General features: G+C 66.1%; 22 protein-coding genes. 12 read left to right on the forward strand and 10 right to left on the reverse strand.

Features of this window, described 5'->3' with window-relative positions; all coding sequences use genetic code 11:
- Positions 1 to 3 precede the first annotated feature (3 nt).
- Positions 4 to 933 (forward strand): CobW family GTP-binding protein, encoded by a 930-nt coding sequence (locus tag XH84_RS21100; protein ID WP_128920005.1) that lies wholly within the window; start codon positions 4 to 6, stop codon positions 931 to 933.
- A 15-nt stretch (positions 934 to 948) separates the two neighbouring features.
- On the opposite strand, the gene XH84_RS21105 is transcribed toward XH84_RS21100, so the two are convergent.
- From XH84_RS21105 to XH84_RS21120, 4 genes are all read right to left on the reverse strand, one after another.
- Complete coding sequence (locus tag XH84_RS21105) at positions 949 to 1,344, reverse strand: GFA family protein (protein ID WP_128920004.1); 396 nt, start codon at positions 1,342 to 1,344, stop codon at positions 949 to 951.
- A 1-nt stretch (position 1,345) separates the two neighbouring features.
- Positions 1,346 to 1,717 carry a hypothetical protein gene (locus XH84_RS21110; protein WP_128920003.1) on the reverse strand — a complete coding sequence of 124 codons (372 nt, stop codon included), beginning with the start codon at positions 1,715 to 1,717 and terminating at the stop codon, positions 1,346 to 1,348.
- 110 nt (positions 1,718 to 1,827) lie between these two features.
- Entirely contained in the window at positions 1,828 to 2,301 is a 474-nt protein-coding gene (locus XH84_RS21115) for a hypothetical protein (RefSeq protein WP_128920002.1), read from the reverse strand.
- Between the two features lie 11 nt (positions 2,302 to 2,312).
- Positions 2,313 to 2,813: a hypothetical protein gene (locus tag XH84_RS21120; protein ID WP_128920001.1), complete on the reverse strand. Its 501-nt coding sequence runs from the start codon at positions 2,811 to 2,813 to the stop codon at positions 2,313 to 2,315.
- A 278-nt stretch (positions 2,814 to 3,091) separates the two neighbouring features.
- On the opposite strand from XH84_RS21120, the gene XH84_RS21125 reads away from it, so the two are divergent.
- The 4 genes from XH84_RS21125 to XH84_RS21140 all read left to right on the forward strand — a co-directional run bounded on the left by XH84_RS21125 (position 3,092) and on the right by XH84_RS21140 (position 12,038).
- Positions 3,092 to 4,774: a methyl-accepting chemotaxis protein gene (locus XH84_RS21125; protein ID WP_128920000.1), complete on the forward strand. Its 1,683-nt coding sequence runs from the start codon at positions 3,092 to 3,094 to the stop codon at positions 4,772 to 4,774.
- 165 nt (positions 4,775 to 4,939) lie between these two features.
- Positions 4,940 to 6,661, forward strand: coding sequence for an AMP-binding protein (locus tag XH84_RS21130; protein WP_128919999.1), 1,722 nt, complete (start codon positions 4,940 to 4,942; stop codon positions 6,659 to 6,661).
- A gap of 12 nt (positions 6,662 to 6,673) precedes the next feature.
- Positions 6,674 to 9,979, forward strand: a complete 3,306-nt coding sequence (locus XH84_RS21135) for an acetyl-CoA carboxylase family protein (protein WP_164936325.1) — start codon at positions 6,674 to 6,676, stop codon at positions 9,977 to 9,979.
- Between the two features lie 205 nt (positions 9,980 to 10,184).
- Complete coding sequence (locus tag XH84_RS21140; protein WP_164936324.1) at positions 10,185 to 12,038, forward strand: sigma-54-dependent Fis family transcriptional regulator; 1,854 nt, start codon at positions 10,185 to 10,187, stop codon at positions 12,036 to 12,038.
- 174 nt (positions 12,039 to 12,212) lie between these two features.
- Here the strand turns inward: XH84_RS21140 and XH84_RS21145 are convergent, their stop codons facing one another.
- Both XH84_RS21145 and XH84_RS21150 read right to left on the reverse strand, forming a co-directional pair.
- On the reverse strand, positions 12,213 to 12,767 hold the full coding sequence (locus XH84_RS21145) for a flavin reductase family protein (RefSeq protein ID WP_128919996.1): 555 nt from the start codon (positions 12,765 to 12,767) through the stop codon (positions 12,213 to 12,215).
- A gap of 56 nt (positions 12,768 to 12,823) precedes the next feature.
- Positions 12,824 to 13,921 (reverse strand): LLM class flavin-dependent oxidoreductase, encoded by a 1,098-nt coding sequence (locus XH84_RS21150; protein WP_128920064.1) that lies wholly within the window; start codon positions 13,919 to 13,921, stop codon positions 12,824 to 12,826.
- Positions 13,922 to 14,154: 233 nt separating this feature from the next.
- Here XH84_RS21150 and XH84_RS21155 point away from each other — a divergent pair, with 233 nt between their 5' ends.
- Together XH84_RS21155 and XH84_RS21160 are read left to right on the forward strand one after the other, a co-directional pair.
- Positions 14,155 to 15,069, forward strand: a complete 915-nt coding sequence (locus XH84_RS21155) for a 2-dehydro-3-deoxygalactonokinase (protein ID WP_128919995.1) — start codon at positions 14,155 to 14,157, stop codon at positions 15,067 to 15,069.
- Between the two features lie 13 nt (positions 15,070 to 15,082).
- A complete protein-coding gene (locus XH84_RS21160; RefSeq protein WP_128919994.1) occupies positions 15,083 to 15,715 on the forward strand; it encodes a 2-dehydro-3-deoxy-6-phosphogalactonate aldolase in 633 nt (210 codons plus the stop codon).
- A 118-nt stretch (positions 15,716 to 15,833) separates the two neighbouring features.
- Here the strand turns inward: XH84_RS21160 and XH84_RS21165 are convergent, their stop codons facing one another.
- Entirely contained in the window at positions 15,834 to 16,199 is a 366-nt protein-coding gene (locus XH84_RS21165; protein ID WP_164936323.1) for a hypothetical protein, read from the reverse strand.
- Positions 16,200 to 16,266: 67 nt separating this feature from the next.
- Entirely contained in the window at positions 16,267 to 17,175 is a 909-nt protein-coding gene (locus XH84_RS21170; RefSeq protein WP_128919993.1) for a PaaI family thioesterase, read from the reverse strand.
- Positions 17,176 to 17,315: 140 nt separating this feature from the next.
- Here XH84_RS21170 and XH84_RS39905 point away from each other — a divergent pair, with 140 nt between their 5' ends.
- Entirely contained in the window at positions 17,316 to 17,636 is a 321-nt protein-coding gene (locus XH84_RS39905) for a hypothetical protein (protein ID WP_164936322.1), read from the forward strand.
- Between the two features lie 181 nt (positions 17,637 to 17,817).
- Here the strand turns inward: XH84_RS39905 and XH84_RS21180 are convergent, their stop codons facing one another.
- Together XH84_RS21180 and atzD are read right to left on the reverse strand one after the other, a co-directional pair.
- The gene (locus XH84_RS21180; protein WP_164936321.1) at positions 17,818 to 19,287 is read right to left on the reverse strand and encodes an amidase; all 1,470 of its coding nucleotides are present in this window, start codon (positions 19,285 to 19,287) and stop codon (positions 17,818 to 17,820) included.
- 129 nt (positions 19,288 to 19,416) lie between these two features.
- On the reverse strand, positions 19,417 to 20,529 hold the full coding sequence (gene atzD, locus XH84_RS21185; RefSeq protein ID WP_128919992.1) for a cyanuric acid amidohydrolase: 1,113 nt from the start codon (positions 20,527 to 20,529) through the stop codon (positions 19,417 to 19,419).
- A gap of 297 nt (positions 20,530 to 20,826) precedes the next feature.
- Between atzD and XH84_RS21190 the strand changes: the two genes are divergently transcribed.
- The 4 genes from XH84_RS21190 to XH84_RS21205 all read left to right on the forward strand — a co-directional run bounded on the left by XH84_RS21190 (position 20,827) and on the right by XH84_RS21205 (position 25,872).
- Positions 20,827 to 23,160, forward strand: coding sequence for a Tex family protein (locus XH84_RS21190; protein ID WP_128919991.1), 2,334 nt, complete (start codon positions 20,827 to 20,829; stop codon positions 23,158 to 23,160).
- A 343-nt stretch (positions 23,161 to 23,503) separates the two neighbouring features.
- Entirely contained in the window at positions 23,504 to 24,022 is a 519-nt protein-coding gene (locus XH84_RS21195; protein WP_128919990.1) for a hypothetical protein, read from the forward strand.
- A gap of 100 nt (positions 24,023 to 24,122) precedes the next feature.
- On the forward strand, positions 24,123 to 24,815 hold the full coding sequence (locus tag XH84_RS21200; RefSeq protein WP_128919989.1) for a response regulator transcription factor: 693 nt from the start codon (positions 24,123 to 24,125) through the stop codon (positions 24,813 to 24,815).
- Positions 24,802 to 25,872, forward strand: coding sequence for a sensor histidine kinase (locus XH84_RS21205; RefSeq protein ID WP_128919988.1), 1,071 nt, complete (start codon positions 24,802 to 24,804; stop codon positions 25,870 to 25,872). The genes XH84_RS21200 and XH84_RS21205 overlap by 14 nt, the downstream gene beginning before the upstream one ends.
- The last annotated feature ends 74 nt before the right edge of the window (positions 25,873 to 25,946 follow it).

Consider the following 25,946-nt stretch of genomic DNA (forward strand, 5'->3'; position numbering starts at 1 on the left):
CCCATGCCGGTCCCCATTCTCCTGGTCACGGGCTTTCTGGGGGCGGGCAAGACCACGGTTGTGAACCATCTGCTGGTGCACGCGGAGGGACGGCGCATTGCCGCAATCGTCAACGATTTCGGCGCCATCAACATCGATGCGGAGCTGATCGCGGGCGCCAGCGACGGCGTGGTGAGCCTTGCCAATGGCTGCATCTGCTGCTCGCTCGAAGGCGACCTGCTCCGCACGCTCTCGACGCTGCTGCGGCGCGATCCGAGGCCCGACTACATCGTCATCGAGACCAGCGGCGTCGCCGATCCCGCCGACATCGTCCGCAATCTGATGGATCCCGTGATCCTGCGCGAGGCGCCGCTGGAGACGGTGCTCTGCGTGATGGACGCTGGCACGTCGCCGGCCGCCCTCGACGATGCGCTCCAGCGCTCGCAATTGCGCGTCGCCGACATCGTGGCGCTCAGCAAGCTCGATCTGGCGGGCGAGGGCGCGGGGATGCGGATGCGCGCGGCCATTCGCGCCCAGCGCGTTCCTGCAATGGTCGTCGATGCGCCGCACGGCGAGATTCCATCCGCGCTGCTATTTCCAGCGCATGTCGATCGCGCGCCAGCGCCGCGCGAGCCAGGCCCGAAGCGGCCGGCAGAGGACCGCTTCGAAACGCTGAGCTGGACCTCGGAGCGCCCGCTCTCGCTGCCGCGCCTGCAACAGGCGATCGGCCGGCTTGCTCCGAAACTTGCGCGCGCAAAAGGCTTGTTCGAGACGGTCGAGCAGCCCGGCCGCCAGATGGTGTTTCAATTCGCCGCCGGCCGCGCCACGCTGGCCCCGGGCGATGCGCCCGCGCCGGGCCTGCCGCGCGCGCGGATCGTCTTCATCGCCGAGCTCGGGGTGCTCTCGCAGGCGGAGCTCAACGGCATCATGGAAGCCTGCGTTGCTCGTGCATGAGGCAAGCGCGATGCTTCAATCCTCGACCGGCAACCCATCCCCGTGCACATACCAGTCCGCGCGCGATGCCCAATGCACGTGGCGGTCGGGCGCCGCATCCAGTTTCTCGTCGAACGCGCCGGCATGGATGATCGCCTCGCGCCCGCTGCGTGTGAGGTGCGGCATCGGGCTACCGCAAAGCTTGCAGAACGCGGTCGCAAAGCTGCGCGCGTTGGGCAGGTCGAAGCGCGCGACGGATGCCTCACCGCGCAGCCAGCGCAGCGCCTCGGCCCTCACGATCACCTCGCAGGAATGCGCCGTCCCGGTCGCCTTGCGACAGCGCGAGCAATGGCAATTGAGGAAGCGGTCGAGCGGACCCTCGACCTCGAACGCGATCTCGCCGCACAGGCAGCTCCCCCGGAATGCGGCCATCTCACTCGCCCTCCGGCTCGATCGGCTTCTCAGTCGTCTCTTCGCCGTGAACGGGCGGAGCGCCGTGCGCGCCGCGGAGCCGGATCATGGTGTCGATCACGTCGACGTCGATCTTCAGCATATCGAGGTCGCGCGTCATCTCGCGCACCTCCTGGCCCTTGCGCGCCAGCTCCTCGGAGACGTCGACCGCCATCTTGCGTTCGGTCACGTTGCCTTGCGTGTTGACGAACAGCTTTGCGCGCATCCATTCGAGCCTCGCCCGCTGGGTGTCGCGCTCGAACTTCTTCTCCGCGTAGCGGCGTCGCGCCTCCGCATAGGCGCCGACCAGCGCGGTTTCCGGCAGGCTCCACAATTGCTCGGCCGACATGGTCATGCCGTTCAGGTTCCGAGTTCAGCTCGGCGGAGGCTTGCTCCGCAGCCTATCAGACCCTTCCGGCCGGAAATTCTCAAGAGGGGGAAATGCGCCCGGTACCCGTCAAAGCCTCAGCACAGTGCAAGCGCGTTGACCGCCCGTGTCGCCGCGTCCTCCTTGCCGGAGCCGACCAGCTGGCCGACGATGGATTCGAGTTCGCCCGGCTGCTTGCGGCGCGCGACCGCCAGCAATTGCATCAATCCGGCCTCGTCCTTCGACAGGCGCCGGCAGGATGGTGGCATGAAGCACAGCTCGCATGGGCGGCCGCTGCGCAGGATTCTGACCAGCGCGGCAGCGCGTGCCACCAGCAGCGGGCTGTCGGAGATGCCCGGCGCCTCGTCGGCAAAGCGATAGGCCGCTTCCCAGCAATCGGACGCGCCGGTCGTATAGGCCGCCCCGATGAACCGGAACAAGGACAGCGCGACGCGGCAGAAATCATCGTAGCTTTCGACGCAGGGACGCGCCGCAAGCGCGGCCTGGAGCGGACAGAGCCGCGGCTGGCCGGCGTCCGGGATCGTCACAGAACCGCAAATATCGGGGGGCATGAACGATCTCGTCAGTGCAAGGTCGGGCTTCCGACCAGCCAGCTCTTCATCGCCATGGTCCGTCCATGGTCGAAGGACCGCACCTGCCGGTCGGGCAGGATGAGACCTGCCATGCGGAAGATCGTCGCCAGGCCCCGCACGGGCGCGAGCGCCCAATCGGCGCCGACCGGCGGCAGCCAGCTCTCGAACCGTTCGCGTACGATGTCGATGCGATCCTGCTGTGCCGCGGCGATGGCGTGCAGAATTTCCTGCTCGCTGTCAGACACGCGCGGACAAGTCGGGCAGTGCACCTCGATGGCCGTATGGGCCGTGCAGGCGAAGATCTCGATGATGGATTCCAGCGAGGCCACGGCATCGCCCACGCGAAAATGGTCGTACACCTCCTGGATATCGGCTGCGGTCGGAACAGCACCTCCGCTGCGTGCCTTGGCCCGGAATCCCCAGATGAAGAGCCGTTCCGCCGCGCTGAGCGCCGGAAGGTCGAGAGACCCTCGTGATGTCGATGGATGCATGGAGCCTCTGGCCCTTGGCCGATTTCACGCCACAGCGGGCGCTGATTGTCTGCATCGATCGTTCGGCCAGAGCCCCGTCCAAGTCAACGCGCGGAAGGGCGATATCGAGGTGTTCTAGATTTGAAGAGGTTTACATTCGGATGCGGGGTCATGTCGTTGGAATACGAAAACGGTGCGCCGCCTTCGGCGGCCGCCTGGCGGAACCGGAATGATTAAAGCTTTGCTAAGGGGAGCCGGGATAACTTGGCATATCTGAACTGCCAATTTTGCGAGCTCCGATGATTTTCTCCCGCATCAGTTTCAAGCTGGTCCTCATTGTCGGCATCAGCCTGCTTGGCATGATCGCGCTGGCACCGATTGCGCTGTCGACCCTGCGCACCCAGATGGTCGCCGATCGCCAGGCCAAGACGCAACAGATGGTCGACGTCGGCTACGGCATCCTCGCCCATTATCAGAAGCTCGAGAGCGAGGGAAAACTCCCGCGCGAACAGGCTCAGGCGGCTGCCATGGCCGAGATCAAGAGCCTGCGCTACGACAAGGTGGAGTATTTCTGGATCAACGACATGACCCCCAAGATGGTCATGCATCCGATCAAGCCCGAGCTCGACGGCAAGGATTTGTCCGGCATGAAGGACCCCGCCGGCAACGCGCTGTTCATGGGCTTCGTTGACGTCGTCAAGAAGCAGGGTGCGGGCTTCTATGGCTACCTCTGGCCGAAGCCCGGCTTCGACCAGCCGGTCGGGAAAATCTCCTATGTGAAGGGCTTTGCGCCCTGGGGCTGGATCATCGGCACCGGCATCTATCTCGACGACGTCGACGCCGTCTTCCGCCAGGCCGCGATGACGTTCGGCTACGTCTGTCTGGCCGTGCTGGTCCTCGTGCTCGGCGCCTCCTTCCTGATCGGCCGCAGCGTCACCCGCCCGCTGGCCCGGATCACCGCGCTGACCGATCGCCTCGCCGCCGGCGACAGCGCCTTCGAGGTGCCCTACACCGATCGCAGAGACGAGGTCGGCGGGCTGGCCAAGGCACTCGCCGTGTTCAAGGACAATGCGTCGGCCGTTCGCCAGATGCATACCGAACAGGAAGAGATGAAGCGCAAAGCCGATGACGAGAAGCGCAAGGCGATGACCGACCTCGCCGGCAAGTTCGAGGCGAGCGTCCAGGCAGTCGTCCGCGATGTTTTCAACGAAGCGCGTGCGATGCAGCAGGCCGCGCAGGGCATGTCGGAGACCGCGAACAAGGCGAGCGACCGCGCGAGCTTCGTCGCATCCGCCTGCCAGCAGGCTTCGACCAACGTCCAGACGGTGGCTTCCGCGGCCAGCCAATTGTCGTCGTCGATCTCGGAGATCAGCCAGCGCGTCGCACAGGCCGCAACGGTAGCCGACAAGGCGGCCGCCGACGGTCAGCGCACCAACGACACCGTGCAGGGGCTGGCTGCGGCCGCGCACAAGATCGGCGAGGTCATCGACCTCATCAACCAGATCGCCTCGCAGACCAATCTGCTCGCGCTCAACGCCACCATCGAGGCGGCGCGGGCCGGCGAAGCCGGCAAGGGTTTTGCGGTGGTCGCGAGCGAAGTGAAGTCGCTGGCGAGCCAGACCGCGAAGGCGACCGACGAGATCGGCGCGCAGATCACCGCGATCCAGGCCGAGACCAATCAGGTCGTCGGCAACATCGAGAGCATCCGCGCCACCATCATGGAGGTCAACGAGATCTCCTCGTCGATCGCCGCCGCCGTCGAGGAGCAGGGCGCGGCCACGCAGGCGATCGCCCACAGCGTGCAGGAGGCGGCCTCCGGCACCGACCAGGTCTCGCAAAATATCTCCGGCGTGACCGATGCCACCGCGGCGACCGGCCAGGCCGCCGGGCTCGTGCTGCAATCGAGCGGCCGGCTGACGCAGAAGCTGCAATCCCTCGAAAACGAGGTCAGCACCTTCGTCGCGGGCGTGCGCGCCGCGTAACGAAGAAGCGCCGCGTGACGTCTGATTTTTCCGCGTCGCGGCATCGGCCGTGATGCGGAAAACTGTTTTCCTTGACATGACCTCTGCCGTGCTCGACGTGTAACGATGTCGATCGACGGCACGCGCGTGCTTTCGCGAGAAGAAAAGCAACACGGGAAGGACGTCATGAACGCGGGCCTCGACGAGAAGGATTACCTCGCCACCTTGCGCGGCCTGTGGGACAAGGCCTGGCCGAAGGGCATGCCGCGATCTCCGAACTATCTGCACGGCGAAGTTCCCTTGACGGAATATCTGCGCGCCTGGGCGAAGCGCAGTCCCGAGCGTGCCGCGGTGATCTTCTATGGCCACATCACCACCTACGCGGATCTCGACCGGCAGAGCGACCGCTTCGCGGCGCTGCTGGCGGCCAAGGGCGTGGGCAAGGACGACCGCGTCGCGGTGTTCCTGCCGAACTGTCCGCAATTCCATATCGTGTTCTTCGGCATCCTGAAGCTCGGTGCGATCCACGTTCCGGTCAGCCCGCTGTCGCGCGCGTTCGAGCTGTCCTATGAGCTCAACGACACCCAGGCCGAGGTCATCGTCGCGCTCGACCAGCTCATGCCGGTCGTCGAACAGGTCCGCAGCGAGGTGCGCCTGCGCGAAATCATCGTCACCAGCTTTGCCGATGTCGTTCCGGCAATGCCTGCCTTTCCCGCACCGGACTCGATCCGCACGCCACGCATTGCGGTCCCGGGCGCGACCGATCTGTTGCCCGCGCTCGCGGCACTGCCGACACCTATGCCGCTGCCGCCGCCCGGGCTCGACGACGTCGCCGCGCTCAACTACACCGGCGGCACCACCGGCATGCCCAAGGGTTGCGTCCATACTCATCGCGACATGGTCTACACCGCCGCCGCCAACTACGGCATCTCGGTGCTCTCGGACGAGAGCAGCGTGTTCCTGTCGTTCTTTCCCGAGTTCTGGATCGCGGGCGAGAACTTTGGCCTGATTTTTCCGCTGTTCTCCGGCGCGACGCTGGTTCTGCTGGCGCGCTGGGATGCCGTCGGCGCGATGGCGGCGATCGACAAATACAAGGTCACGATCACCGCGATGCCGGTCGACGGCGCGGTCGAGCTGATGGACCATCCGCGCTGGCGCGAGTTCGACCTGTCGTCGTTGAAGCAGGTCCGCGTCGTCTCCTTCGTCAAGAAGCTCAACGCCGATTATCGCAAGCGCTGGAAGGATCTCACCGGCACGATCCTGATGGAGGCGGCCTGGGGCATGACGGAGACCCACACCTCCAACACCTTCACATCAGGCTTCCAGGACGACGATTTCGATCTCAACAACCAGCCGATCTTCGTCGGCCTGCCGGTGCCCGGCGCCGAATTCAAGATCACCGATTTCGAGACCGGCGCGCTGCTGCCGCTCGGCGCCGAAGGCGAGATCCGCGTGCGCACGCCATCGCTGCTCAAGAGCTATTGGAACAAGCCGGAGGCGACCGCGGAGTCGCTCGTCGACGGCTGGCTGCGCACCGGCGATATCGGCACCATCGACAAGGACGGCTTCCTGCATTTCCTCGGCCGCCGCAAGGAGATGCTGAAGGTCAAGGGCATGAGCGTGTTTCCACCGGAGATCGAGGCGCTGCTCGGACAGCATCCGAAGGTGCTGGGCTCCGGCGTGGTCGGGCGCGACGATCCTGACAAGGGCCAGGTGCCGGTGGCCTATATCCAGCTCAAGCCGGAGGCGGTCGGCACTGTTACCGCGGAGGATCTGCGCGCCTGGTGCGCCGAGCGCATGGCCGTCTACAAGGTCCCGGAAGTGCGTATGATCGATGCCCTGCCGCTGACGGCGACGGGCAAGGTGAAGAAGCAGGACCTCGATCCCAATCGTTCTGCTGCGGTCTGAGTGAGAGAGACGATGTCGTTCAAGAAACTCCTGATCGCCAATCGCGGCGAGATCGCCATCCGCATCGCGCGTGCTGCGGCCGATGCCGGCATCGCGACCGTTGCGGTCCATCCCGCCGACGATGCGCTGTCGCTGCACGTGCGTGTTGCCGATGACGCCATCGAAATTCCTGGCCGCGGCGCTCGGGCCTATCTCGACATCGACGCGGTGGTGAAGGCGGCGAAAGGCGCCGGCTGCGACGCCGTGCATCCCGGCTATGGCTTCCTCAGCGAGAACGCGGCGTTTGCAAGAGCCTGCGCCAATGCAGGTCTCACCTTCGTCGGCCCAAAGCCGGAGGCGCTCGAACCGTTCGGTGACAAGGTTGCGGCCCGGCAGCTGGCAAAACGCTACGGCGTCCCCATCATCGCGGGCACCAGCGGGCCTTCCAGCCTCGAGGAGGTCACGGCGTTCTTCACCTCGCTCGGCAGCAATGCGGCCATCGTGATCAAGGCGATGGCCGGCGGCGGCGGGCGCGGAATGCGCGTGGTCGAGAATGCCTCCGATCTCGCGGAAGCCCATGCGCGCTGCCAGTCCGAGGCCAAGGCGGCCTTCGGCTTCGACGGCGTCTACGCCGAGCGGCTGATCCGGCAGGCGCGCCATATCGAGGTGCAGATCATCGGCGACAGGCATGGCGCAATCTCTCATCTCTGGGAGCGCGAATGCACTATCCAGCGCCGGCACCAGAAGCTGGTCGAGGTCGCGCCCAGCCCGTCGCTGAGCGATCCCTTGCGCGGCCGCATCATCGATGCTGCGAGGCAGCTTGCGACGGCGGCGTCTTACGACAATCTCGGCACCTTCGAGTTCCTGGTCGATGGCACCGCTGAGGACAGCTTTGCCTTCATCGAGGCCAATCCGCGGCTCCAGGTCGAGCACACCGTCACCGAAGAGGTGCTCGGGCTCGATCTCGTCCGCGCCCAGCTCGCCGTTGCTGCGGGCGCGACACTCGCCTCGCTCGGTCTTGCGCAAGGCGCGATCCCGAAGCCGCGCGGCTATGCCATGCAGCTCCGCGTCAACATGGAAACCTTGGACGAGACTGGCGCGACACATCCGACCGGCGGCGTGCTCGCCGTGTTCGAGCCACCGTCAGGCCCCGGCGTGCGCGTCGATAGCTTTGGCTACGCCGGCTACAAGACCAGCGCGGCCTTCGACTCGCTGCTCGCCAAGGTCATCGTGCACACGCCGGGCGAAGCCTGGCACGACGTCGTCGCCAAGGCTTCGCGCGCCTTGCGCGAATTCCGGATCGATGGCGTCGTCACCAACATCGCCTTCCTCCAGGCCGTGCTGGCGCACCCGGATTTCAGGACCAACCGCATCGCGACCGACTTCATCGACCGCAATATCGCAAAGCTTGTCGAAGCCGCCGATGGTGCAGCCAAGCCGCTTTACTTTGCCGCGGCGGAACGAAGCGGAACGCACGGCACTGAATCGCATGTCGCGCAAGTCGTGCCTGAAGGTACGGTGATGGTCGCGGCCCCCCTGCAAGGCACCATTGTCACCATCCAGGTCAGAGAAGGCGAGATCGTGCGTCCGGGCCAGCAGCTTGCCGTGATCGAGTCCATGAAGATGGAACATTTGGTCATGGCCGAGCAGGGCGGCCGGGTCATGAAGGTCCTTGCCGGCGACGGCGTCACGCTGCTGCATGGCGAAGCGATCATGTATCTCGAGCCGCTCGACGTCGCGGCTGATCACACGGCCGCGGAAGCCGACATCGATCTCGACCACATCCGTCCCGATCTTGCCGAGCTGATCGCGCGCCAGGCCAACACGCTTGATGCGAGCCGCCCCGCCTCGGTCGAGCGCCGCCGCAACACCAACCAGCGCACCGCGCGCGAGAACGTCGCCCAGCTCGTCGACCAAGGCTCGTTCATGGAATATGGCAGCCTTGCGATCGCGGCGCAGCGGCGCCGCCGCAAGCTCGACGATCTCATCAGGAACACACCGGCCGACGGCCTCGTCATGGGCGTCGCCACGGTGAATGGCGAGAAGTTCGGACCCGAGGGCGCGCGCTGCATCGTCGTGGCCTACGACTACACCGTGCTCGCGGGCACGCAGGGTCACATGAACCACAAGAAGATCGACCGCATGCTGACGCTGGCCGAGGACTGGCGCGTGCCGCTGGTGTTCTACGCCGAAGGCGGCGGTGGCCGACCTGGCGATACCGACCGGCTCGGCATGACCGGGCTCGACGGCCCGTCCTTCGTGCAGTTCGCAAGGCTGTCCGGCCTCGTCCCCGTCGTCGGCGTCGTCTCCGGCTATTGCTTCGCCGGCAACGCCGCGATGCTCGGCTGCTGCGATGTCATCATCGCCACCAAGAACGCCTCGATCGGCATGGGCGGTCCGGCCATGATCGAGGGCGGCGGCCTCGGCGTCTATCATCCGGCCGAGGTCGGCCCTGTCTCGTTCCAGTCGCCGAACGGCGTCATCGACATCCTGGTCGAGGACGAGGAGGAGGCGACAAGGGTCGCGCAAAAGTACCTGTCCTATTTCCAGGGCGCGGTGACGGCTTGGGAAGCTGCCGACCAGCGCCTCTTGCGCCGCGCCATCCCCGAGAACCGCTTACGGGTCTACGACATCCGCAGCGTGATCGACCTCGTCGCCGACGAGGACAGCGTGCTGGAGCTGCGCCGCGACTACGGCGTCGGCATGATCACCGCGCTGATCCGGATCGAGGGCAGACCGTTCGGCCTGATCGCCAACAATCCGCGCCATCTTGGCGGCGCGATCGATGCCGATGCCGGCGACAAGGCCGCGCGCTTTCTCCAGCTTTGCGACGCCTTCGATCTTCCGATCGTCTCGCTATGCGACACACCCGGCTTCATGGTCGGCCCGGAAGCGGAGAAGACCGCGATCGTCCGCCACGTCTCGCGCATGTTCGTGACCGGCGCGAGCCTCACCGTGCCGCTGTTCGGCATCGTGCTGCGCAAGGGCTATGGTCTCGGCGCGCAGTCGATGATCGGCGGCGGCTTTCACGCCTCGTTCTTCACCGCGGCCTGGCCGACCGGCGAGTTCGGCGGCATGGGGTTAGAGGGCTATGTCCGCCTCGGCTTCCGCAAGGAGATGGAGGCGATCGCCGACCCCGAGGAGCGCGAGACCTATTACCGCAACAAGGTCGCCGAGCTCTATGCCAACGGCAAGGCGGTCTCGATCGCCTCGGTGTTCGAGATCGACAACGTCATCGACCCCGCCAAGACGCGGCGTTGGATTATGGCCGGCCTCCGTTCGGTGCCAAAGCCGCCGGCCCGGACGGCGAAGAAGCGGCCGTGTATCGATACGTGGTGAGGGCAGTGCAGCAACAGATGAGCCCGTCATTCCGGGGCGATGCGGAGCATCCAACCCGGAATCTCGAGATTCCGGGTTCGGCTCTTCCGAGCCGCCCCGGATGACAACCGAGAGAGGCGCGCTACTCCCCGTTCCCGGTTCCCGATTGACATCCCCGCCTGTGGTGCCAGACTTTGCACAATAATACAGGGTGGAGACGTCTGCGATGGCCAGCCTTTCGGCCTCGAACCATGTCGCCCGTGTCTTGTCCGTCGCCAACCATGTGGCCGACGTCGATGCCTCTTCGCGCATCGCCAATTCCTGGCGGCGCTCCCTGATCAGCCACAAGCTCGATCCCGCCCGCCGGGGACCGCCGCAGACGTTGACCGAAGCCGAGGTCCGGCATGTCGCCGAACCGATGGAAGAGACGATCCGACTCGCAACGGCCGAGCTCGAGGATCTCGCCCGCGTGCTGCGGGACGCCGGCTATTGCGTCAATCTCGCTGATGCCAACGCGATCATGCTGTTCAGCCGCTTGCCGGGCGCAGCCGACACCGAGATCTTCCTGCGCTGGAAGGTCTATACCGGCTCGAATTTCTCGGAGGCCCATGAAGGAACCAATGGGCTAGGCACCTGCCTTGCGGAACAAAAGCCGATCCTGGTGCACCGCGACGAGCATTTTCGCGAGCAATGGGGCATCTTCTCCTGTGCGGTGGCGCCGCTGTTCGACCCCCTGGGCCGCATCGCAGGCGCCGTCAACATCACCTCTTGTCGTGACGACCTCAGCCGCGCCGCGCACCAGCTTGCGCTCGCGGTCACGATGCAGGCGGCGCGCCGCATTGAGGGCGCGATCTTCCGCGACCATTTCCGTAACGCCTGGATCGCCACCGTGCCGGGCGATGGCGGCAGCGGCCTGCTCGCCTATGACGAGGATCGACGCGTCGTCGGCGCCTGCCGCTCGGCGCGCGCACTGCTGGGCCTCACCGACGGCCTGATCGCTTCCGGCATCGACTTGTCGCGCTACATCAAGTTCGATCACCACGCTGCGCGTGGTGCGGAGGACATCGTCCAGCTGCGCCGCGCCGACGGCAGTCCGTTGGGGCGGAGCCAGATCGCGCCGCCGCAGCGCGCGCGGCCGCTCACCAAGCGCCGCGATCCGCCTGTTGATCGTTTCGATGCGCTGCATCGGCTCGCCGGCGGCGATCCCGGCATGGTCAAAAGCGTGAAGCGGCTCGGCGCCGTCATTGATCACGATCTGCCGGTGCTACTGCACGGCGAGACCGGCGTCGGCAAGGATTTGTTCGCGCGCGCCATTCACGCCGCCAGCAACCGGGCGCGCAACAATTATGTCGCGCTGAATTGCGCGGCGATGCCCGAGAGCCTGATCGACGCCGAACTGTTCGGCTACGAGGCCGGCGCTTTCACCGGCGCGCGCCGCGACGGCTCCAAGGGTCTGATCGTGCAGGCCCATGGCGGCACGCTGTTCCTCGACGAGATCGGCGACATGCCGATCGCGCTGCAGACGCGCCTGCTGCGCGTTCTGGAAAACCGCGAGGTCTGGCCGCTCGGCGCGCTCAAGCCGGTGGCCGTCGACATCCGCCTGATCAGCGCCACCCACCGCGATCTCGGCCCCATGGCGGAGCAGGGTGCCTTCCGCGCCGATCTCTATTTCCGTCTGCGCGGCATGGAGGTGCGGCTGCCGGCCTTGCGCGACCGCGCCGACCGTGACGATATCATCCGCCAAATCGCGCGCGAGGAAGCGCCGAGCTGCAGGCTCTCGAGCGAGGCCTGGTCGCAGCTTGCGGCCTATCCGTTCCCCGGCAACATGCGCCAGCTCCGCCACGTGCTGCGGCTTGCCGGCTGCACCGCGGAGAACGGCGTCATCACCGATGCGGACCTCGATCTGCCGCCGTTCGGTGGACGGGTTGAGCCGGATCTCGAAGCAGCCGAGCGCGCCACGATCGCCGAGGCGCTGCGCAAGCACGGCGGCCGTGTCACGGAAGCAGCACGGGCGCTGAAGCTGAGCCGCGCGACGTTGTATCGCAAGATCAAGGCGATGAAGATCGAGACGGCGCAGTAGCGTCGAGGAGCGAGCCTGGGCTTCGCCTCTCCCCGCGCGCGGCAGCGCACTTGCGCGCCTGAGCGCGGCGGGTGAGGGGGACTCTCCGCGAGTCCAACTGTCACCGTCCTTGCGGAAGCAGCCCCTCACCCCAACCCTTTCCCCGTAAGAATGGGGAGAGGGAGAAGAGGGAGTTTACGAAAAATCCGTCCAGCTCAAACGGCGTGAATCGAGGTCGCCGACCGTCACCGTCTCGCGCATCTCATGTGGCGTATGAAAACTGCTGCGCAGATAGACGAGCGGCCTCGCCGCATCCGAATGCGAGGCGCTGCGGACCTCGCCGACGAAGATCGAATGCGTTGTCGTCTCGAACTCCTGCGCCAGCACGCAGTCGAACGCGGCGACCGCGTCCGTCAAGACCGGTGCGCCGGTCACACCACGCGTCCACTGCCCGAAGGCGAAACGGTCGTCGCCGTTGATCCCCTTCTGGCCGCTGAAGGTGAGCGCGAGCAGCGCGTGATCCTCGTGCAGGAAGTTGATCGCAAACGCACCTTCCTCGCGGATTCGCGCATGGGCGCTGGCGTTGCGGTTGACGCAGACGATCAGCGATGGAGGATTGTCGGAGAGCGAGCAGGCCGAGGTCACCGTCAATCCCGTGCGCTTGCCGTGCTCGGCGCCCACGGTGACCAGCGCGACGGCCCCGGCGCATTGGCGCATCGCCTGCTTGAAATCCTTTGCGTCCACGCTCACGCGATGACCTCCGAAAAAAAGCGGGTGCGGCACGATCGCGCCGCACCCACTGAGCGTCAAGCCGCCTTCTTCGCGGAGCCGAGATGCGCAAGACGCGGCATCACCTCGTTCTTCAAGAGCGAGAGCGAGTGATGCCAGGCCTCGGCCTTGTGCTTGTAGTCGAAGCCGAACACCAGCAGTACGCCGAAGCCGCCGACCTCGTCGTAGATCTTCTCGATCTTCTCGGCGACGGTCGCGGGCGAGCCGACGATCCAGTTCCGCTTGGCGCAATATTCGACGGTGACGTCACTGTCGGGCACGTCGGGCGCGTGCTTCAGATAGTCCTTGAAGCCGAAATGGCCGAGCAGCGGCAGGAAGTACTCGCTCATCATCCGGCCCATCATGTCGCCGGTCGAGAGCCTCCAGGCCTCCTCGTCGGTGTCGGCGACGAACACCTCGCGCACCAGACGCCAGTCCTGCCGGCTCGGCTTGCGCCCGGTCTTGGCGGCGCCAATCTCGACGGAATCCCAATGGCTGGAGACATAGGCCGGGTTGAGGTTGAGGCTCATCGGGATGAAGCCCCGCTCGCCCGCGAGCTTCAGCGTGTCCGAGTTCTTGGAAAGGCCCGCAACGCCGATCGGCGGATGCGGTGCCTGCAACGGTTTGATGTGGGGCTTGAGGAAGTCGAACATCGTGTCCGGCTTGGTCACCGTCCAGAACTTGCCTTTGTAGGTGAAGGGTGCAGGATCGCTCCACAGTTTCAGGATGATTTCCAGCGCCTCGCGGGTCATGTCGCGGTTCTGCCCGCTCATGCCGTCGACGTTGAACATCGCCCAGTCGCTCGGCAGCCCCGAGGCGGCGACGCCGAAATTGAGCCGGCCCTCGGAGAGATGGTCGAGCATCGCGACGCGGTTGGCGAGCTCGGCCGGATGGTGATAGGGCAAGAGGAAGCCGCCCGGCCCGATGCGCAAGCGCTTGGTCTGCATCAGCGCCTGCGCGATCAGAAGGTCCGGCGTGGGATTGGGTTCCCAGGGCGCGGTGTGGTGCTCGCCGACCCAGGCCTCCTGATAGCCGAGCTCGTCGAGCCAGCGCATGACCTGCAGGTCCCAGTCGTTCCCTTCCTTCAGGCCGCACTCCGGCGGATGCGAAGGCATCGTGAAATAGCCGATCTCCATGGGTTTCCTCATCTGATGTTGACGCGTCTTGTCGCGCGTTGACGGCGTTGAGTGGGGAGGGTTCAGCAAGCGGTGTGCCAGCGCCATGGAGCCTCAAATTGGCGAGAAAAGGCTGGTTTGCCCGCGCAATAGCCGGTATCTCGACGAGGGCCCGCAAGAGATCGTCTCATTGTCGCGAGACGGCGTCTTGGTGGTGAGACAAGAACTTGGCCGTGAGACGAGGGCAGTTTCGAATGACCGAACCCGCTTATGTCGCGGTGGACTGGGGCACCAGCAGTTTTCGCCTGTGGCTGGTCGATCGTGCCGGCGAGGTGCTGGCCGAACGCCGCAGCGATGAAGGCATGCTCGCCGCCGCCAAGACCGGCTTTCCCGCCGTGCTGCAATCGCATCTTGCGGCGGTCGAGGCGCCGGATCATCTGCCGGTTCTCGTCTGCGGCATGGCGGGCGCGAAGACCGGCTGGGTCGAGGCCGGCTATGTCGATACGCCGGCGCCGCTCTCCGCGATTCTGAACCAGGCCGTGCGCGTCCCCGGGCAAGCGCGCGACATTCGAATCCTGCCGGGCATCGCGCAGCGCGACGCAAGCGCGCCGGACGTCATGCGCGGCGAGGAAACGCAGCTGCTCGGCGCGCTCGGCTTTGAAGCCGCCGGCGAGGCGCTGGTCTGCATGCCCGGCACGCATTCGAAATGGGTGCGCGTCCGGAGCGGCATTGTCGAACGTTTCTCCACCTTCATGACCGGCGAGCTCTTCAGCGTGGTCTCGCGCGAGACCATCCTGTCATTCGCGGTCGCGGGCGCCGACGAGGCCGAGGATGTCGCGAGCTTCAAGGCGGCGGTCAAGGCAGCGTACGCGGCGCCGGCCTTCGCCGCCAATCTGTTGTTCGGTGCGCGCTCGCGCCAGCTGTTGTTCGGCGGCACGCCGGCCGCGGCGCGCGAAACGCTGTCGGGCACGTTGATCGGCGTCGAGCTGGCGGCCGGGCTGTCCGGCGCCGTGCCGCAAGCGGGTGTCGCGTTGATTGCCTCGGGGCGGCTCGCGATGCTGTATCGGCTGGCTTTCGAGGCGCTGTCGGTGACGATCAGGCCGGTCGATGCGGATGAAGCCGTCCGCCGCGGCCTGTCGATGGCGGCTGCCGCGATCTGGACGAAGTAGAAGGATTCTTGAGATGAGCGTTCCCTTTCCCTCGATGAAGCGGCCGCTGGTCGCGATTCTGCGCGGCGTCAAGCCGGAGGAGACCGAAGCCATCGTCGGCGTGCTGATCGAAGCCGGCATGACCGCGATCGAGATCCCCCTGAACTCGCCCGATCCTTTCCGCTCCATCGCAATGGCCGTGAAGCAGGCGCCGCCAGGCGTGCTGATCGGCGCGGGCACGGTGCTGACCACCGCGGACGTCGATCGTCTCAACGACGTCGGCGGCAGGCTGATGGTCTCGCCGAATGTAGACGCGCAGGTGCTCGTGCGTGCACATCAATACGCCATGGTCACGCTGCCCGGCGTGTTTTCGCCGACCGAGGCGCTGCTTGCCGCGCGCTCCGGCGCATCGGGCCTGAAATTCTTTCCGGCGAGCGTGTTAGGTGCCTCCGGTATCGCCGCGATTCGCGCCGTGCTGCCGTCAGGCGTGGTGATCGCCGCCGTCGGCGGGGTCTCCGATCAGAATTTTGCGGAGTACATCAAAGGCGGCGTGACTGCGTTCGGGCTCGGCTCCAGCCTTTACAAGCCCGGTATGACAGCAGCCGATGTCGCGGTGCGCGCGAAGGCGACGGTCGAAGCCTATGATCGGGCGATTGCGAAAGGCTGAGCCGGCAATAATCTAGCCGTGAACTCTCATGGCCAGTCGTGCCTCATATCGCTGCGATGCTGGGGCCCACGATGCGGCTCGGTTCACCTCTCCGCGTCGGGAGAGGTGAGCGATCGCGCTAACTCCGCTTCGCCGACGGCGCCGGCAGCTGCTCGTGGCGGCGCTGGAAGCGCTGCCAGTACAGCACGCTGCCGATCAGCAGGGCAGGCACGAAGCCAAGCACGATCAGGAAATGCGGCAGCTCCTTCGGGGAGACGAAGGCGATCGCGATGTCCGAGATCAACCAGAGTGCCGCGAACATCACGGCAAAATCCGTTCGCGGGCAGCGAAGGTAGTAGAACACGGCGGTGATGATGATCGCGGGGCCGATCGCAACGGCAATCATGACCGCGGTCAGCTCCTTCGGCGTCACCGCGTCGAGCATCATCGAGGCCAGCAGCCAGAGTGCGGCGAACATGGCGACGATGTCGAGCGGATGCCGCAATCCAATACCTTTCGCGGGGACGCGCTATCGTTGTGGCCGGAGCCGCGGCCGTCAAGTCAAAATGCGCTTATTCCTCGTCACTTCCCGGCGTCGGGCGCAGCATGAAATGACCGAAGGCGGTGGCGATCGGCTTCTCCGCATCGTCCTGCCAGGCGCGCGCCTCGAAGGCGACGATGCGACGGCCCTGCTTCACGATCGAGACGTTGGCAAACGTATCGAGCGCGCGGCCGGAGCGTAAATAGTTAACGGTGAGGCCGATCGGCTTCGGCGGGGCGGCTGTGCCGAGCTCGCGCGCGACGCCCATGACGGCCGTGGTCTCGAGAAAGGCGCCGGTCATGCCGCCGTGGATCGCGGGCAGGATCGGGTTGCCGATGATTTTTGGCGAGAACGGCATCGTCAGCGTGCCGTCGTCGTTGACGCGGATGCCGAGCCAGCGCGCGAACGGGCTGCGCACGAACGGCCCATCGGGATCCTCCGGCGCCTCCAGCGCCGCTATGCCCAGCGCATCCATCCTGCGATCGGCGAGCATGTTGGTGCGGTTGGCGCCGATCATGAAGCAGGCGGTCGCGGTCGCCACCGGATCGTCCTCGGACTCCTGATAGGCGGTGGCGCGCACGAAGGCGATCGAGCGCGTGGTGCGGTAGCAGACCGAATGCGCCTTGATGTCGAGCCCCGGCGTTGCCGGCTTCTGGTAGTCGATGCGCAGATCGAGGGTCGCGATCGCGCGCGTGCCGTCGAGCGCAAGCTGCACCGCCATGCCGCAACTCTCGTCCAGCATAGCGGTGACGACGCCGCCATGCAGCACGCCGGTCTCGGTGTCGCCGACGAAGACCGGGCGATAGGGCAGGCTCGACCAGGCCTCGGCGGGCGCAAAGCGGTCGAGCTGCAGCCCGCTGATATGGCCGTAATCGGAGCGGCGGCCCTTGATCGCCTCGGCGAGTTCCTCGAACGGGAGCGTGGTCGATATGGTGCTCATGGGGACGTTCTAGACCAGTGTCGGGCGCCGCGCAAAACCCCCGGATAGATCCCCGCACGGCAGGCGGTTTGGCCTCGACAGAGCGGGCCGAAGCGCCGATGGTGGGCGCTTCGTTCGTCGATGAACTGTAAGGAGCGCCCATGGCCGACCCCGAAACGCCCGCCGCCAATCAGGGGCCCGTCACCATTTCGAGCTCCAGCTCTGAGCGGGCGCCGATCATCTATTTCGACGGCGCGTCCTGCTTCGGCCATCACAACGGCGCGATCCAGATCGAGCTTGCCGCGAACCTCTTGATGCCGGTCGGTGCCGCCGTCAGGGTCGACGTGGTCCAGACCGCGCACTTGCGTTGCAGCGTCGCCGCGGCGCTGGCATTGCGCGAAGCGCTCGACAAGGCGCTGGCTATGTACCAGCAAGGCCAGAAGCAGCCGGTGGCGGAGGAGATACCGGCGGTGAAGAACTGAGATCGGCGTTTCGGAGCTGGTGTTCGGTCTTCATGGTTCGAGACGACCGCTTCGCGGTCTCCTCACCATGAGGGTCTGACATCTCGCCGCGAAACCAGACCTCATCCTGAGGAGTCTGCCAAAGCGGGCGTCTCGAAGGATGGCCGCAAGCGTGGGGCCTTACGAAATCGACAGGCCCGCCTCAGCCCACATGCACCTTCGGTTTCTTGCCGCCGTTCCACTTGCCGTCGAGCGCGCGCTCGATCTGGGCGGCGAGTTGCAGCAGCAGGCCGTCATTGGCCTGCTTGGCGATCGCTTGGATGCCGAGCGGCAGGCCGTGGTCCTGCGTGGCCATTGGTATCGAGATCGCGGGCATGCCGCAGAGGTTGGCGAGCGGCGTGAAGGCGAAGAAGCGCCAGAGATTGCCGAACCAGTCGAGCACATCGGGATTGTCGGAGATGGTGAGGTATTCCCTGGTGCCGACCTTCGGCGTCGGCAGCGCGGTGATCGGCGTCAGGATCACGTCCCACTGCTCGAAGAAGGCACCGAAGCCGCGCGAGGTGGTGTTGAACACGCCCTGCATCTTCGCCCGCTCGGCGAAGCTGGTGTGCCGGCCGGCTTCCCAGATGCGGATGTTCATCGGCTCGATCAGATCTTCCGGCGGCTTTTCCAACCCGCGCGCGGCGAGCATGTTGGAGATCACCACCGCGAAATTCGAGATGTAGCAGGTGGTCTGCGCGGCGAAGGCGGCGGGCAGGTCAATCTCGGGCAGGGCGTAGTCGACGTGATGGCCGAGGCCTTCGAGGAAGCGGCCGGCCTTCGCCAGCTCGGCGGCGATCTCGGGCGTTGCCGTGTAGTCGCCCCAGGTATGGGACAGCGCGATGCGCAGCTTGCCGGGATCGCGCTTGATCATCTCGGAATAGGGCTGCGCCGTGGTCCAGAACGGCATGAACTCGCCGGGCGCAGGTCCCCTCGCATGATCGACGAAGGCGGCGGTGTCGCGCACGCTGCGCGACTGACAGCCCTGGATTGAGACGAGGCCGGTGAGGTCGGACATGTGCGGCGCGAGCGAGAAGACGCCGCGCGAAACCTTCAGCCCGATGTTGCCGTTGACGCCGGCGGGAATGCGGATCGAGCCGCCGCCGTCGGTCGCGTGTGCGATCGGCACCACGCCGGCTGCTACCATCGCGGCGCTGCCCGCCGACGAGCCGCAGGTGGTGTAGTCGGTGTTCCAGGGATTGCGGGTGACGTAGACGGCGGGATTATCGGCGGAACTGCACACGCCGAATTCCGGGGTCGTGGTGCGGCCGATCAGGTTCAGCCCGGCCTGGCGGAATTTGCCGGTCAGGAAGGTGTCGGCGCCGGCGCGATTGCCGCGCATCAAGAGCGAGCCCATTTCCTGCAGCCGGCCCTTCATGGTCGGCCCGAGGTCCTTCATCAGGAACGGCAGGCCGGCGAAGGAACCTGCGAGATTGGCGCCGTCCTTGGCGGGGTCGGCGATCACGTCCTCGAATAGTTCGACCACGCCCGACAGCGCCGGATTGACCTTGGCGACGCCCGCGGCAGCCTGCCGCGCCAGCTCCTTCGCCGTCAGCTCGCCCTTGCGGACGCGCCCCGCCAACGCGACGCCATCGTGCTGCGCCCATTCCGTCCAGCTCATCGGCAAAGTCATGACGTCAAAATCCCCTTAAGGTGCTGCCCCACCTTTTTCGCAAGGGACCGCCTGAATCAACCGAGCCGGCGCGAGGGGCAGGGTTGCGCGGGGCGGACAGGTCGGAAGACCCCCGAAATGCCGCTCGTCTCAATCCGACAGTCGCGCGATCGCCGCAACCGGGCCGCCGCCCGGCGGGCCCTGGTGCTCGGCGCCGCCGGACACGTAGACAGCCCCGGTACCGGCAAGGCCAGCGATCAGGCCGCCGACCGCGGCGCGGGCATGGCGTGTCGCGCTGATGTCGGTATCTTCGAGCATGATATGGCGAAAGCCACGCACGCTGCCGTCAGGCGAGGCCTCCGCCTTGGCGAAGATGTTGACGAGTTCGCGGCCCTTCTTTGCTTGCGGCGCGAAACCGAGTCCGACGCTTTCCAGCGCTGCGATCACCGCGGCGGCGTCGATGGCATCGCTCATCACGGCATGCCCGATCTCGAACGCGCTCACTGAGGATGCCGAATTGCCGAGCACGATGACGACGTTGTGCATCAGCTCGATGCCGGACGATGTGGAGGCGACCTTCGAGAACAGGTCGTCGCGCCGCAGCACGTCCTCGTCGCGGACGTCAGGCGCGATCTCGCCGAGCGCGACGGCGACGCCGAGCGCGGAGGCACCGCGGGAATAGGCCATCGAGGCGTAGGCGCTTGTCGTCGCCGTTTTGTTGCCGCGCGCACCGGCGGCTTCGACGCGATCACTGGTGAGCAGCGGGCATTTGATCTGCACGAAATGGACGTCGGCAGGACCAGGGATGCCGGCATCCGCCATCGCGGCCTTTACCGCTTTCGCGGTCTGCGCGATCTGTGGCGAGCGACCGAGCTCCTCGGGCGGGAAGTCGCGTGTCTGCGCTATGCCGATGCTCAGGCGCTTGCCGCTCATGCCCGCCGGCCGCCCCTCAACCTCGCGCCGCGTGAATACCGTGATGTGCGGGCTGAGCACGCCCTCGGTGCCGCCGGACATCACGAAGGCGATGCGTTGCTCGACCTCCTCCGGGGACAGACCGAGCCGCGGTGCCAGCGCAGCACACAGTGCAGCAACGGCATATTCCCTCGTGAAATCGTTGACGCCGCCATTTCCCTCGGTCTTGCCGAGGATGGCGAGGATCGATTTGGGATCGATCGCGCCGGAGCCGATCATGCTCATGAGGCCGGAGACGTCGCCGGGGCCGGTGGTAGCGACCTTGAAGACGCCGACTGATGTTGTCCGCATGAATGGTCCTCGTGTGGAGTTCAGTGGCCCGGCGGTGCAAACAGCCGTTGAACTGGCGTGTATGTCAATCCCTACCGTCGTCCTGACATCCGCCAGAAGGACAAGAGGAAAGAGCCTTCGCACCAGAACGTCCGCCGCCCCCACGAATGTGGCGAGATCGCATCGGTTCAATAAAAAAATCCTCTGTCGACGGTCCCCCGCCGCACCTTGATGAATCAACCCCGGTTGGTCCATAAGCGGCGTCCCGTGGCCGGTGCTTCGCTGCCGCACGGCGGGCTTGGATAGAGGGATTCTCGCGTGGCAAATATCAACCAGAAAATTGCGCAGGAGCTTGGGGTTCGGGCCGAGCAGGTCGAGGCGGCGGTGACGCTGCTCGACGGCGGCGCCACGGTTCCCTTCATCGCGCGCTACCGCAAGGAAGCGACCGGTGCGCTCGACGACGCGCAATTGCGCACCCTGGAGGAGCGCCTGGGCTACCTGCGTGAGCTCGAGGACCGCCGCAAGGCCATCCTCGAATCGGTCCGCGAGCAGGGCAAGCTCGATGCCGCCCTCGAAGCCTCCATTCTCGCCGCCGACAGCAAGGCGCGCCTCGAAGACATCTATCTGCCGTTCAAGCCGAAGCGCCGCACCAAGGCGGAGATTGCCAAGGAGGCCGGCCTCGAGCCGCTCGCCAACCAGCTGATGGCGGAGCCCACCAACGATCCGAAAGTCGTGGCCGAAGGCTTCGTCAATGCCGAGAAGGGCGTTGCGGATGTCGCCGCGGCGCTCGACGGCGCCCGCGCCATCCTGGTCGAGCGTTTCGACGAGGACGCCGATTTGATCGGCGCATTGCGCGAGGAGATGTGGACCAATGCGCGGATGGCCTCCACCGTGCGTCAGGGTAAGAAGACCGAAGGCGAAAAGTTCGCCGACTATTTCGATTTCTCGGAGCCGCTGACCAAGCTGCCGTCGCACCGCATTCTCGCGATGTTCCGCGGCGAGAAGGAAGAGATCCTCGACCTGCAGATCCAGGCGGAGGAGGCGCCGCCCCCGGGCGTGCCCGGCGCCTATGAATTGAAGATCATGAAGCGGTTCGGCATCGCCGACCTCAAGCGCGCCGGCGACCGTTGGCTGATCGACACCGTGCGCTGGGCCTGGCGCACCAAGATCCAGGTGCATCTCAACATCGACCTGCGCATGCGGCTATGGAATGCGGCCGAGACCGAGGCGGTGCGGGTGTTCGCCTCCAACCTGCGCGACCTCTTGCTGGCCGCGCCCGCCGGCACCCGGGTCACCATGGGGCTCGATCCTGGCTACCGCACCGGCGTCAAGGTCGCCGTCACCGACGCGACCGGCAAGGTGGTCGATACCGCCGTGATCTATCCGCACGAGCCGCAGCGGCAGTGGAACGAGTCGCTGGCGACGCTCGGCCGGCTGGCGATGAAGCACCGCGTCGAACTGATCGCGATCGGCAACGGCACCGCCTCGCGCGAGACCGACAAGCTCGCGGCCGACCTCGTCAAGGGCCTGGCCGAGCTGAAGATGTCCAAGATCGTGGTGTCGGAAGCCGGCGCCTCGGTCTATTCGGCCTCCGCCTTCGCCTCGGAGGAATTGCCCGGCCTCGACGTCACCCTGCGCGGCGCGGTCTCGATCGCGCGCCGGCTGCAGGATCCGCTTGCCGAGCTCGTCAAGATCGAGCCCAAGGCGATCGGCGTCGGCCAGTACCAGCATGACCTCGGCCAGGCCAAGCTCGCCAAGTCGCTCGATGCCGTGGTCGAAGATTGCGTGAACGCCGTCGGCGTCGACGTCAACACCGCATCCGCACCGCTGCTCGCCCGCGTGTCGGGCGTCGGCTCCGGCCTTGCGCAGAGCATCGTGGCGCACCGCGACGCCAACGGCCCGTTCAAGTCGCGCAAGGCGCTGAAGGACGTGCCGCGGCTTGGCCCGAAGGCGTTCGAGCAGTGCGCTGGCTTCCTGCGCATTCTCGGCGGCGAGGATCCGCTCGATGCCTCCGGCGTGCATCCCGAGGCCTATCCGGTGGTCCGCCGCATCCTCGCGGCCACCAAGAGCGACATCAAGGCGCTGATCGGCTCTAGCGAGATCGTGCGCACCTTGAAGCCGAAGGATTTCGTCGACGAGACCTTCGGTCTGCCGACCGTCACCGACATTCTGCGCGAGCTCGAAAAGCCCGGTCGCGACCCGCGTCCGGCGTTCAAGGCCGCGGTGTTCAAGGAGGGCGTCGAGGAGATCAAGCACCTCCAGAAGGGCATGATCCTCGAGGGCACCGTGACCAATGTTGCCGCGTTCGGCGCCTTCGTCGACATCGGCGTGCACCAGGACGGCCTCGTACACATCTCGGCGATGTCCAAGACCTACATCAAGGATCCGCGCGAGGTGGTGAAGCCCGGCGACATCGTCAAGGTGAAGGTGCTGGACTTCGAGGTCGCGCGCAAGCGGATCTCGCTGACGCTGCGCCTCGACGACGAGGTCGGGCCCAAGAAGGACGCCCCCGGCATGCAGCGCGACAACACGCGCAACAGCGCGCGGATGACATCGTCAGCGCCGCGCAAGCAGGAATCGTCCGGCGGCGGCGGGGCGCTCGCCGAGGCGATGCGCCGCGCTGCCGAGAAGAACGGCGGCAAGCGGGCGTAGTCTTCTTAACCTCTCCCCGCCCTTCTGCGGGGAGAGGTAGAATTCGCGCATAGCGCGAATTCCGGGTGATGGGAAGTCTCCGCGCGCCGGGCTGCCCGACGGACGCGAAATTCCATCCACGTCGTCATTACGAGCGCAGCGAAGCAATCCAGGAATCTCTCCGCGGAAACATCTCTGGATTGCTTTGCTGCGCTCGCAATGACGAGGAGAGAGCGAGGGGCCGCCTCCCTGACACCCGCGTCAGAAACTGGCGCATTTGTAAGTTGATGGAGACGGCTTAGGCGCTTCTCCTGATCCTCCTCGTGCAGCGGGACTAGCGCTGCACTGCAAGGAGGATATTCCGATGAAGAATAGGCTTCTCACAGGGCTTGTCGCAGCAGCAGTTGCTGCGATGCTCGCGGCTGCGGCCCCCGCTCTCGCGCGCGGTGGTTTTGGCGGTGGCGGCCACGGCGGCTTCGGCGGCGGGCATTTCGGTGGTGGTGGCATGCACGTCGGCGGCATGGGTGGCGGGATGCACGGCATGGGCGGCGGTATGCATGTCGGCGGCATGGGCGGAGCTCATTTCGGTGGCGCCCGCTTCGCCGGTTCCCCGATGGCCGCTCACGCGGCGATCGGGCCGCGCTTTGCCGGTACGCCAATCGCGACCCGCGCCGCCTTCGGCCCGCGGTTTGCCGGCACGAGCTGGCATGGCCGGCCCTTCATTGGCCGGCATGCCTTCTTCTTCCGGCATCATCGCTTCCATCGGTTCGCCTTCTTTGGCGCGCCCTTCGTCTACGCCAGCTATTATAACGACGGCTGCTGGCGCAGGAGCTGGACGCCCTACGGATGGCAATGGGTCAATGTGTGCGGAGACTATTGGTAGTCGCATCGCCGTACCGCACCATTGTCGCGGTCGCCACCGGGCGGTTCCGTCCAGCCCCGGAACGGGATAGTCTGGTGGCGATCGTCGCGCGGAGTTCGTCATGACCGGAGGTCACCGTCGCATCCTGGTCGTCGAGGACGATCCGGAAACCGCAGGCCAGCTCGTCGAGGAATTGACGACCTCCGGCTACGAGGTCGATCTTGCGGCAACGGGGCGCGAAGCCCTGAGCCACGGCGCCGCGCGCGATTATGCCGTGATCACGATCGACCGGATGCTGCCCGATATCGACGGCATCAGCGTGATGCGGCAGTTGCGCGACGACGGCGTTGCCGCGCCGTTCCTGATCATTTCCGCGCTCGGCGAGGTCGATGACCGCGTGCGCGGCTTGCGCGCGGGCGGCGACGACTATCTCGTCAAGCCGTTCTCGTTCATCGAATTGCTGGCGCGGCTCGAGGCGCTTGGCCGCCGCAGCGAGACCATCGCCAAGGAGACGCTGCTGCGGGTCGGCGATCTCGCCATCGACCTGATCGCGCGGGCTGCCTTCCGCCGCGGCCGCAAGATTTCGTTGCTGCCGCGCGAATTCCAGCTGCTTGAATATCTCGCCCGCAACGAGGGCAGAGTCATCTCGCGTGCGATGCTGCTCCAGCACGTCTGGGACCTGCATTTCGATCCCTCCACCAACATCATCGACGTCTATGTCGGTCGCGTCCGCCGCAAGGTCGACGATGCCCAGGCCTATCCGTTGATCCACACCATCCGCGGCATCGGATATTGCCTCCGTGCTCCTGGCTAAGACGCTCCGCTCCTCGACCTTCCGTCTGGCGCTGATCGCGATTGCGGCATTCGGGCTGATCGTCGCGGCGATCATGGCCTATGTCTATCTCGGGACGCTGGCCTATGTGGAGAGCCGGCTCGGCACCGCCGCCGATCACGACGGCTTTACCGGCACGATCGAACTCGCGATGGCGGCGGTCGCAGGCCTGCTGCTGGTGCTCGCTGGCCTTGCGGCCGTACTGGTGACGCGGCGTACGGTGGGGCGGATCGAACAGATCAATGCCACCAGCCGCGCCATCATGCTCTCCGGCCTCGATCAGCGCATTCCCTTGCGCGGCAGCAACGACGAGTGGGACCGCGTCGCCGAGAACCTCAACCAGATGCTGGATCGCATCGAGACGCTGATGGGCGAGGTCAAGCAGGTCAGCGACAACGTCGCCCACGATCTGCGCACGCCGCTGACGCGGATGCGCGGCCGGCTGGAAAAGGCCTATCACGCGCCGCGTAACAGCGACGCCGATGCCGCACTGATCGGCGACACCATCGCCGATCTCGATGCCGTGCTCGGCATGTTCGCATCCATCACCCGGATCTCCGAGATCGAGACCCGCGCCCGCACCGGCGCGTTCCGCGCGCTCGACCTCGCCGAGATCGCGGGCGAAGTGGTCGAGCTCTACGATGCCGCCGCCGAGCAGGTTGCGACAAAGCTCAGCCTTGCCGGAGACCGGCAGGTGGCGATCACGGGCGATCGCGACCTGTTGTTCGATGCCATCGCCAATCTCGTCGACAATTCGATCAAGCACGGTTGCAAAGGCGGGCAGGTGACCGTGACCTGCCGGAGCACCGATGGCGGCGCGGTGATCGCCATCGTCGACGATGGTCCGGGCATTCCCCCTGAGGAGCGCGATCACGTCTTCAAGCGCTTCTATCGGCTCGAACAGAGTCGCTACACGCCGGGCAACGGACTTGGTCTCAGCCTCGTCGCCGCGGTCGCGCGTCTCCATGGCGCGGAGATCGCGCTACGCGACAATGCCCCGGGCCTGACGGTCGAGCTTCGGTTTCCGCGCGCTCTGTAGAGGTGCTTGGATGCCGACCGGCGTTTCCCTAGCGCGGGATCATTGAGCCACCTCAATCTGGACGATGGCGGGTT

It is taken from the genome of Bradyrhizobium nanningense (genome assembly GCF_004114535.1).
In the GTDB taxonomy this organism is placed as follows: Bacteria; Pseudomonadota; Alphaproteobacteria; order Rhizobiales; family Xanthobacteraceae; genus Bradyrhizobium; species Bradyrhizobium nanningense.

Excerpts from the sequence above, each read along its gene's own strand:
- XH84_RS21100 (WP_128920005.1), top strand. The coding sequence starts at position 4 with ATGCCGGTCCCCATTCTCCTGGTCACGGGCTTTCTGGGGGCGGGCAAG.
- XH84_RS21105 (WP_128920004.1), bottom strand. The coding sequence starts at position 1,344 with ATGGCCGCATTCCGGGGGAGCTGCCTGTGCGGCGAGATCGCGTTCGAG.
- XH84_RS21110 (WP_128920003.1), bottom strand. The coding sequence starts at position 1,717 with ATGACCATGTCGGCCGAGCAATTGTGGAGCCTGCCGGAAACCGCGCTG.
- XH84_RS21115 (WP_128920002.1), bottom strand. The coding sequence starts at position 2,301 with ATGCCCCCCGATATTTGCGGTTCTGTGACGATCCCGGACGCCGGCCAG.
- XH84_RS21120 (WP_128920001.1), bottom strand. The coding sequence starts at position 2,813 with ATGCATCCATCGACATCACGAGGGTCTCTCGACCTTCCGGCGCTCAGC.
- XH84_RS21125 (WP_128920000.1), top strand. The coding sequence starts at position 3,092 with ATGATTTTCTCCCGCATCAGTTTCAAGCTGGTCCTCATTGTCGGCATC.
- XH84_RS21130 (WP_128919999.1), top strand. The coding sequence starts at position 4,940 with ATGAACGCGGGCCTCGACGAGAAGGATTACCTCGCCACCTTGCGCGGC.
- XH84_RS21135 (WP_164936325.1), top strand. The coding sequence starts at position 6,674 with ATGTCGTTCAAGAAACTCCTGATCGCCAATCGCGGCGAGATCGCCATC.
- XH84_RS21140 (WP_164936324.1), top strand. The coding sequence starts at position 10,185 with ATGGCCAGCCTTTCGGCCTCGAACCATGTCGCCCGTGTCTTGTCCGTC.
- XH84_RS21150 (WP_128920064.1), bottom strand. The coding sequence starts at position 13,921 with ATGGAGATCGGCTATTTCACGATGCCTTCGCATCCGCCGGAGTGCGGC.
- XH84_RS21155 (WP_128919995.1), top strand. The coding sequence starts at position 14,155 with ATGACCGAACCCGCTTATGTCGCGGTGGACTGGGGCACCAGCAGTTTT.
- XH84_RS21160 (WP_128919994.1), top strand. The coding sequence starts at position 15,083 with ATGAGCGTTCCCTTTCCCTCGATGAAGCGGCCGCTGGTCGCGATTCTG.
- XH84_RS21170 (WP_128919993.1), bottom strand. The coding sequence starts at position 17,175 with ATGAGCACCATATCGACCACGCTCCCGTTCGAGGAACTCGCCGAGGCG.
- XH84_RS39905 (WP_164936322.1), top strand. The coding sequence starts at position 17,316 with ATGGCCGACCCCGAAACGCCCGCCGCCAATCAGGGGCCCGTCACCATT.
- XH84_RS21180 (WP_164936321.1), bottom strand. The coding sequence starts at position 19,287 with ATGACTTTGCCGATGAGCTGGACGGAATGGGCGCAGCACGATGGCGTC.
- atzD (WP_128919992.1), bottom strand. The coding sequence starts at position 20,529 with ATGCGGACAACATCAGTCGGCGTCTTCAAGGTCGCTACCACCGGCCCC.
- XH84_RS21195 (WP_128919990.1), top strand. The coding sequence starts at position 23,504 with ATGAAGAATAGGCTTCTCACAGGGCTTGTCGCAGCAGCAGTTGCTGCG.
- XH84_RS21200 (WP_128919989.1), top strand. The coding sequence starts at position 24,123 with ATGACCGGAGGTCACCGTCGCATCCTGGTCGTCGAGGACGATCCGGAA.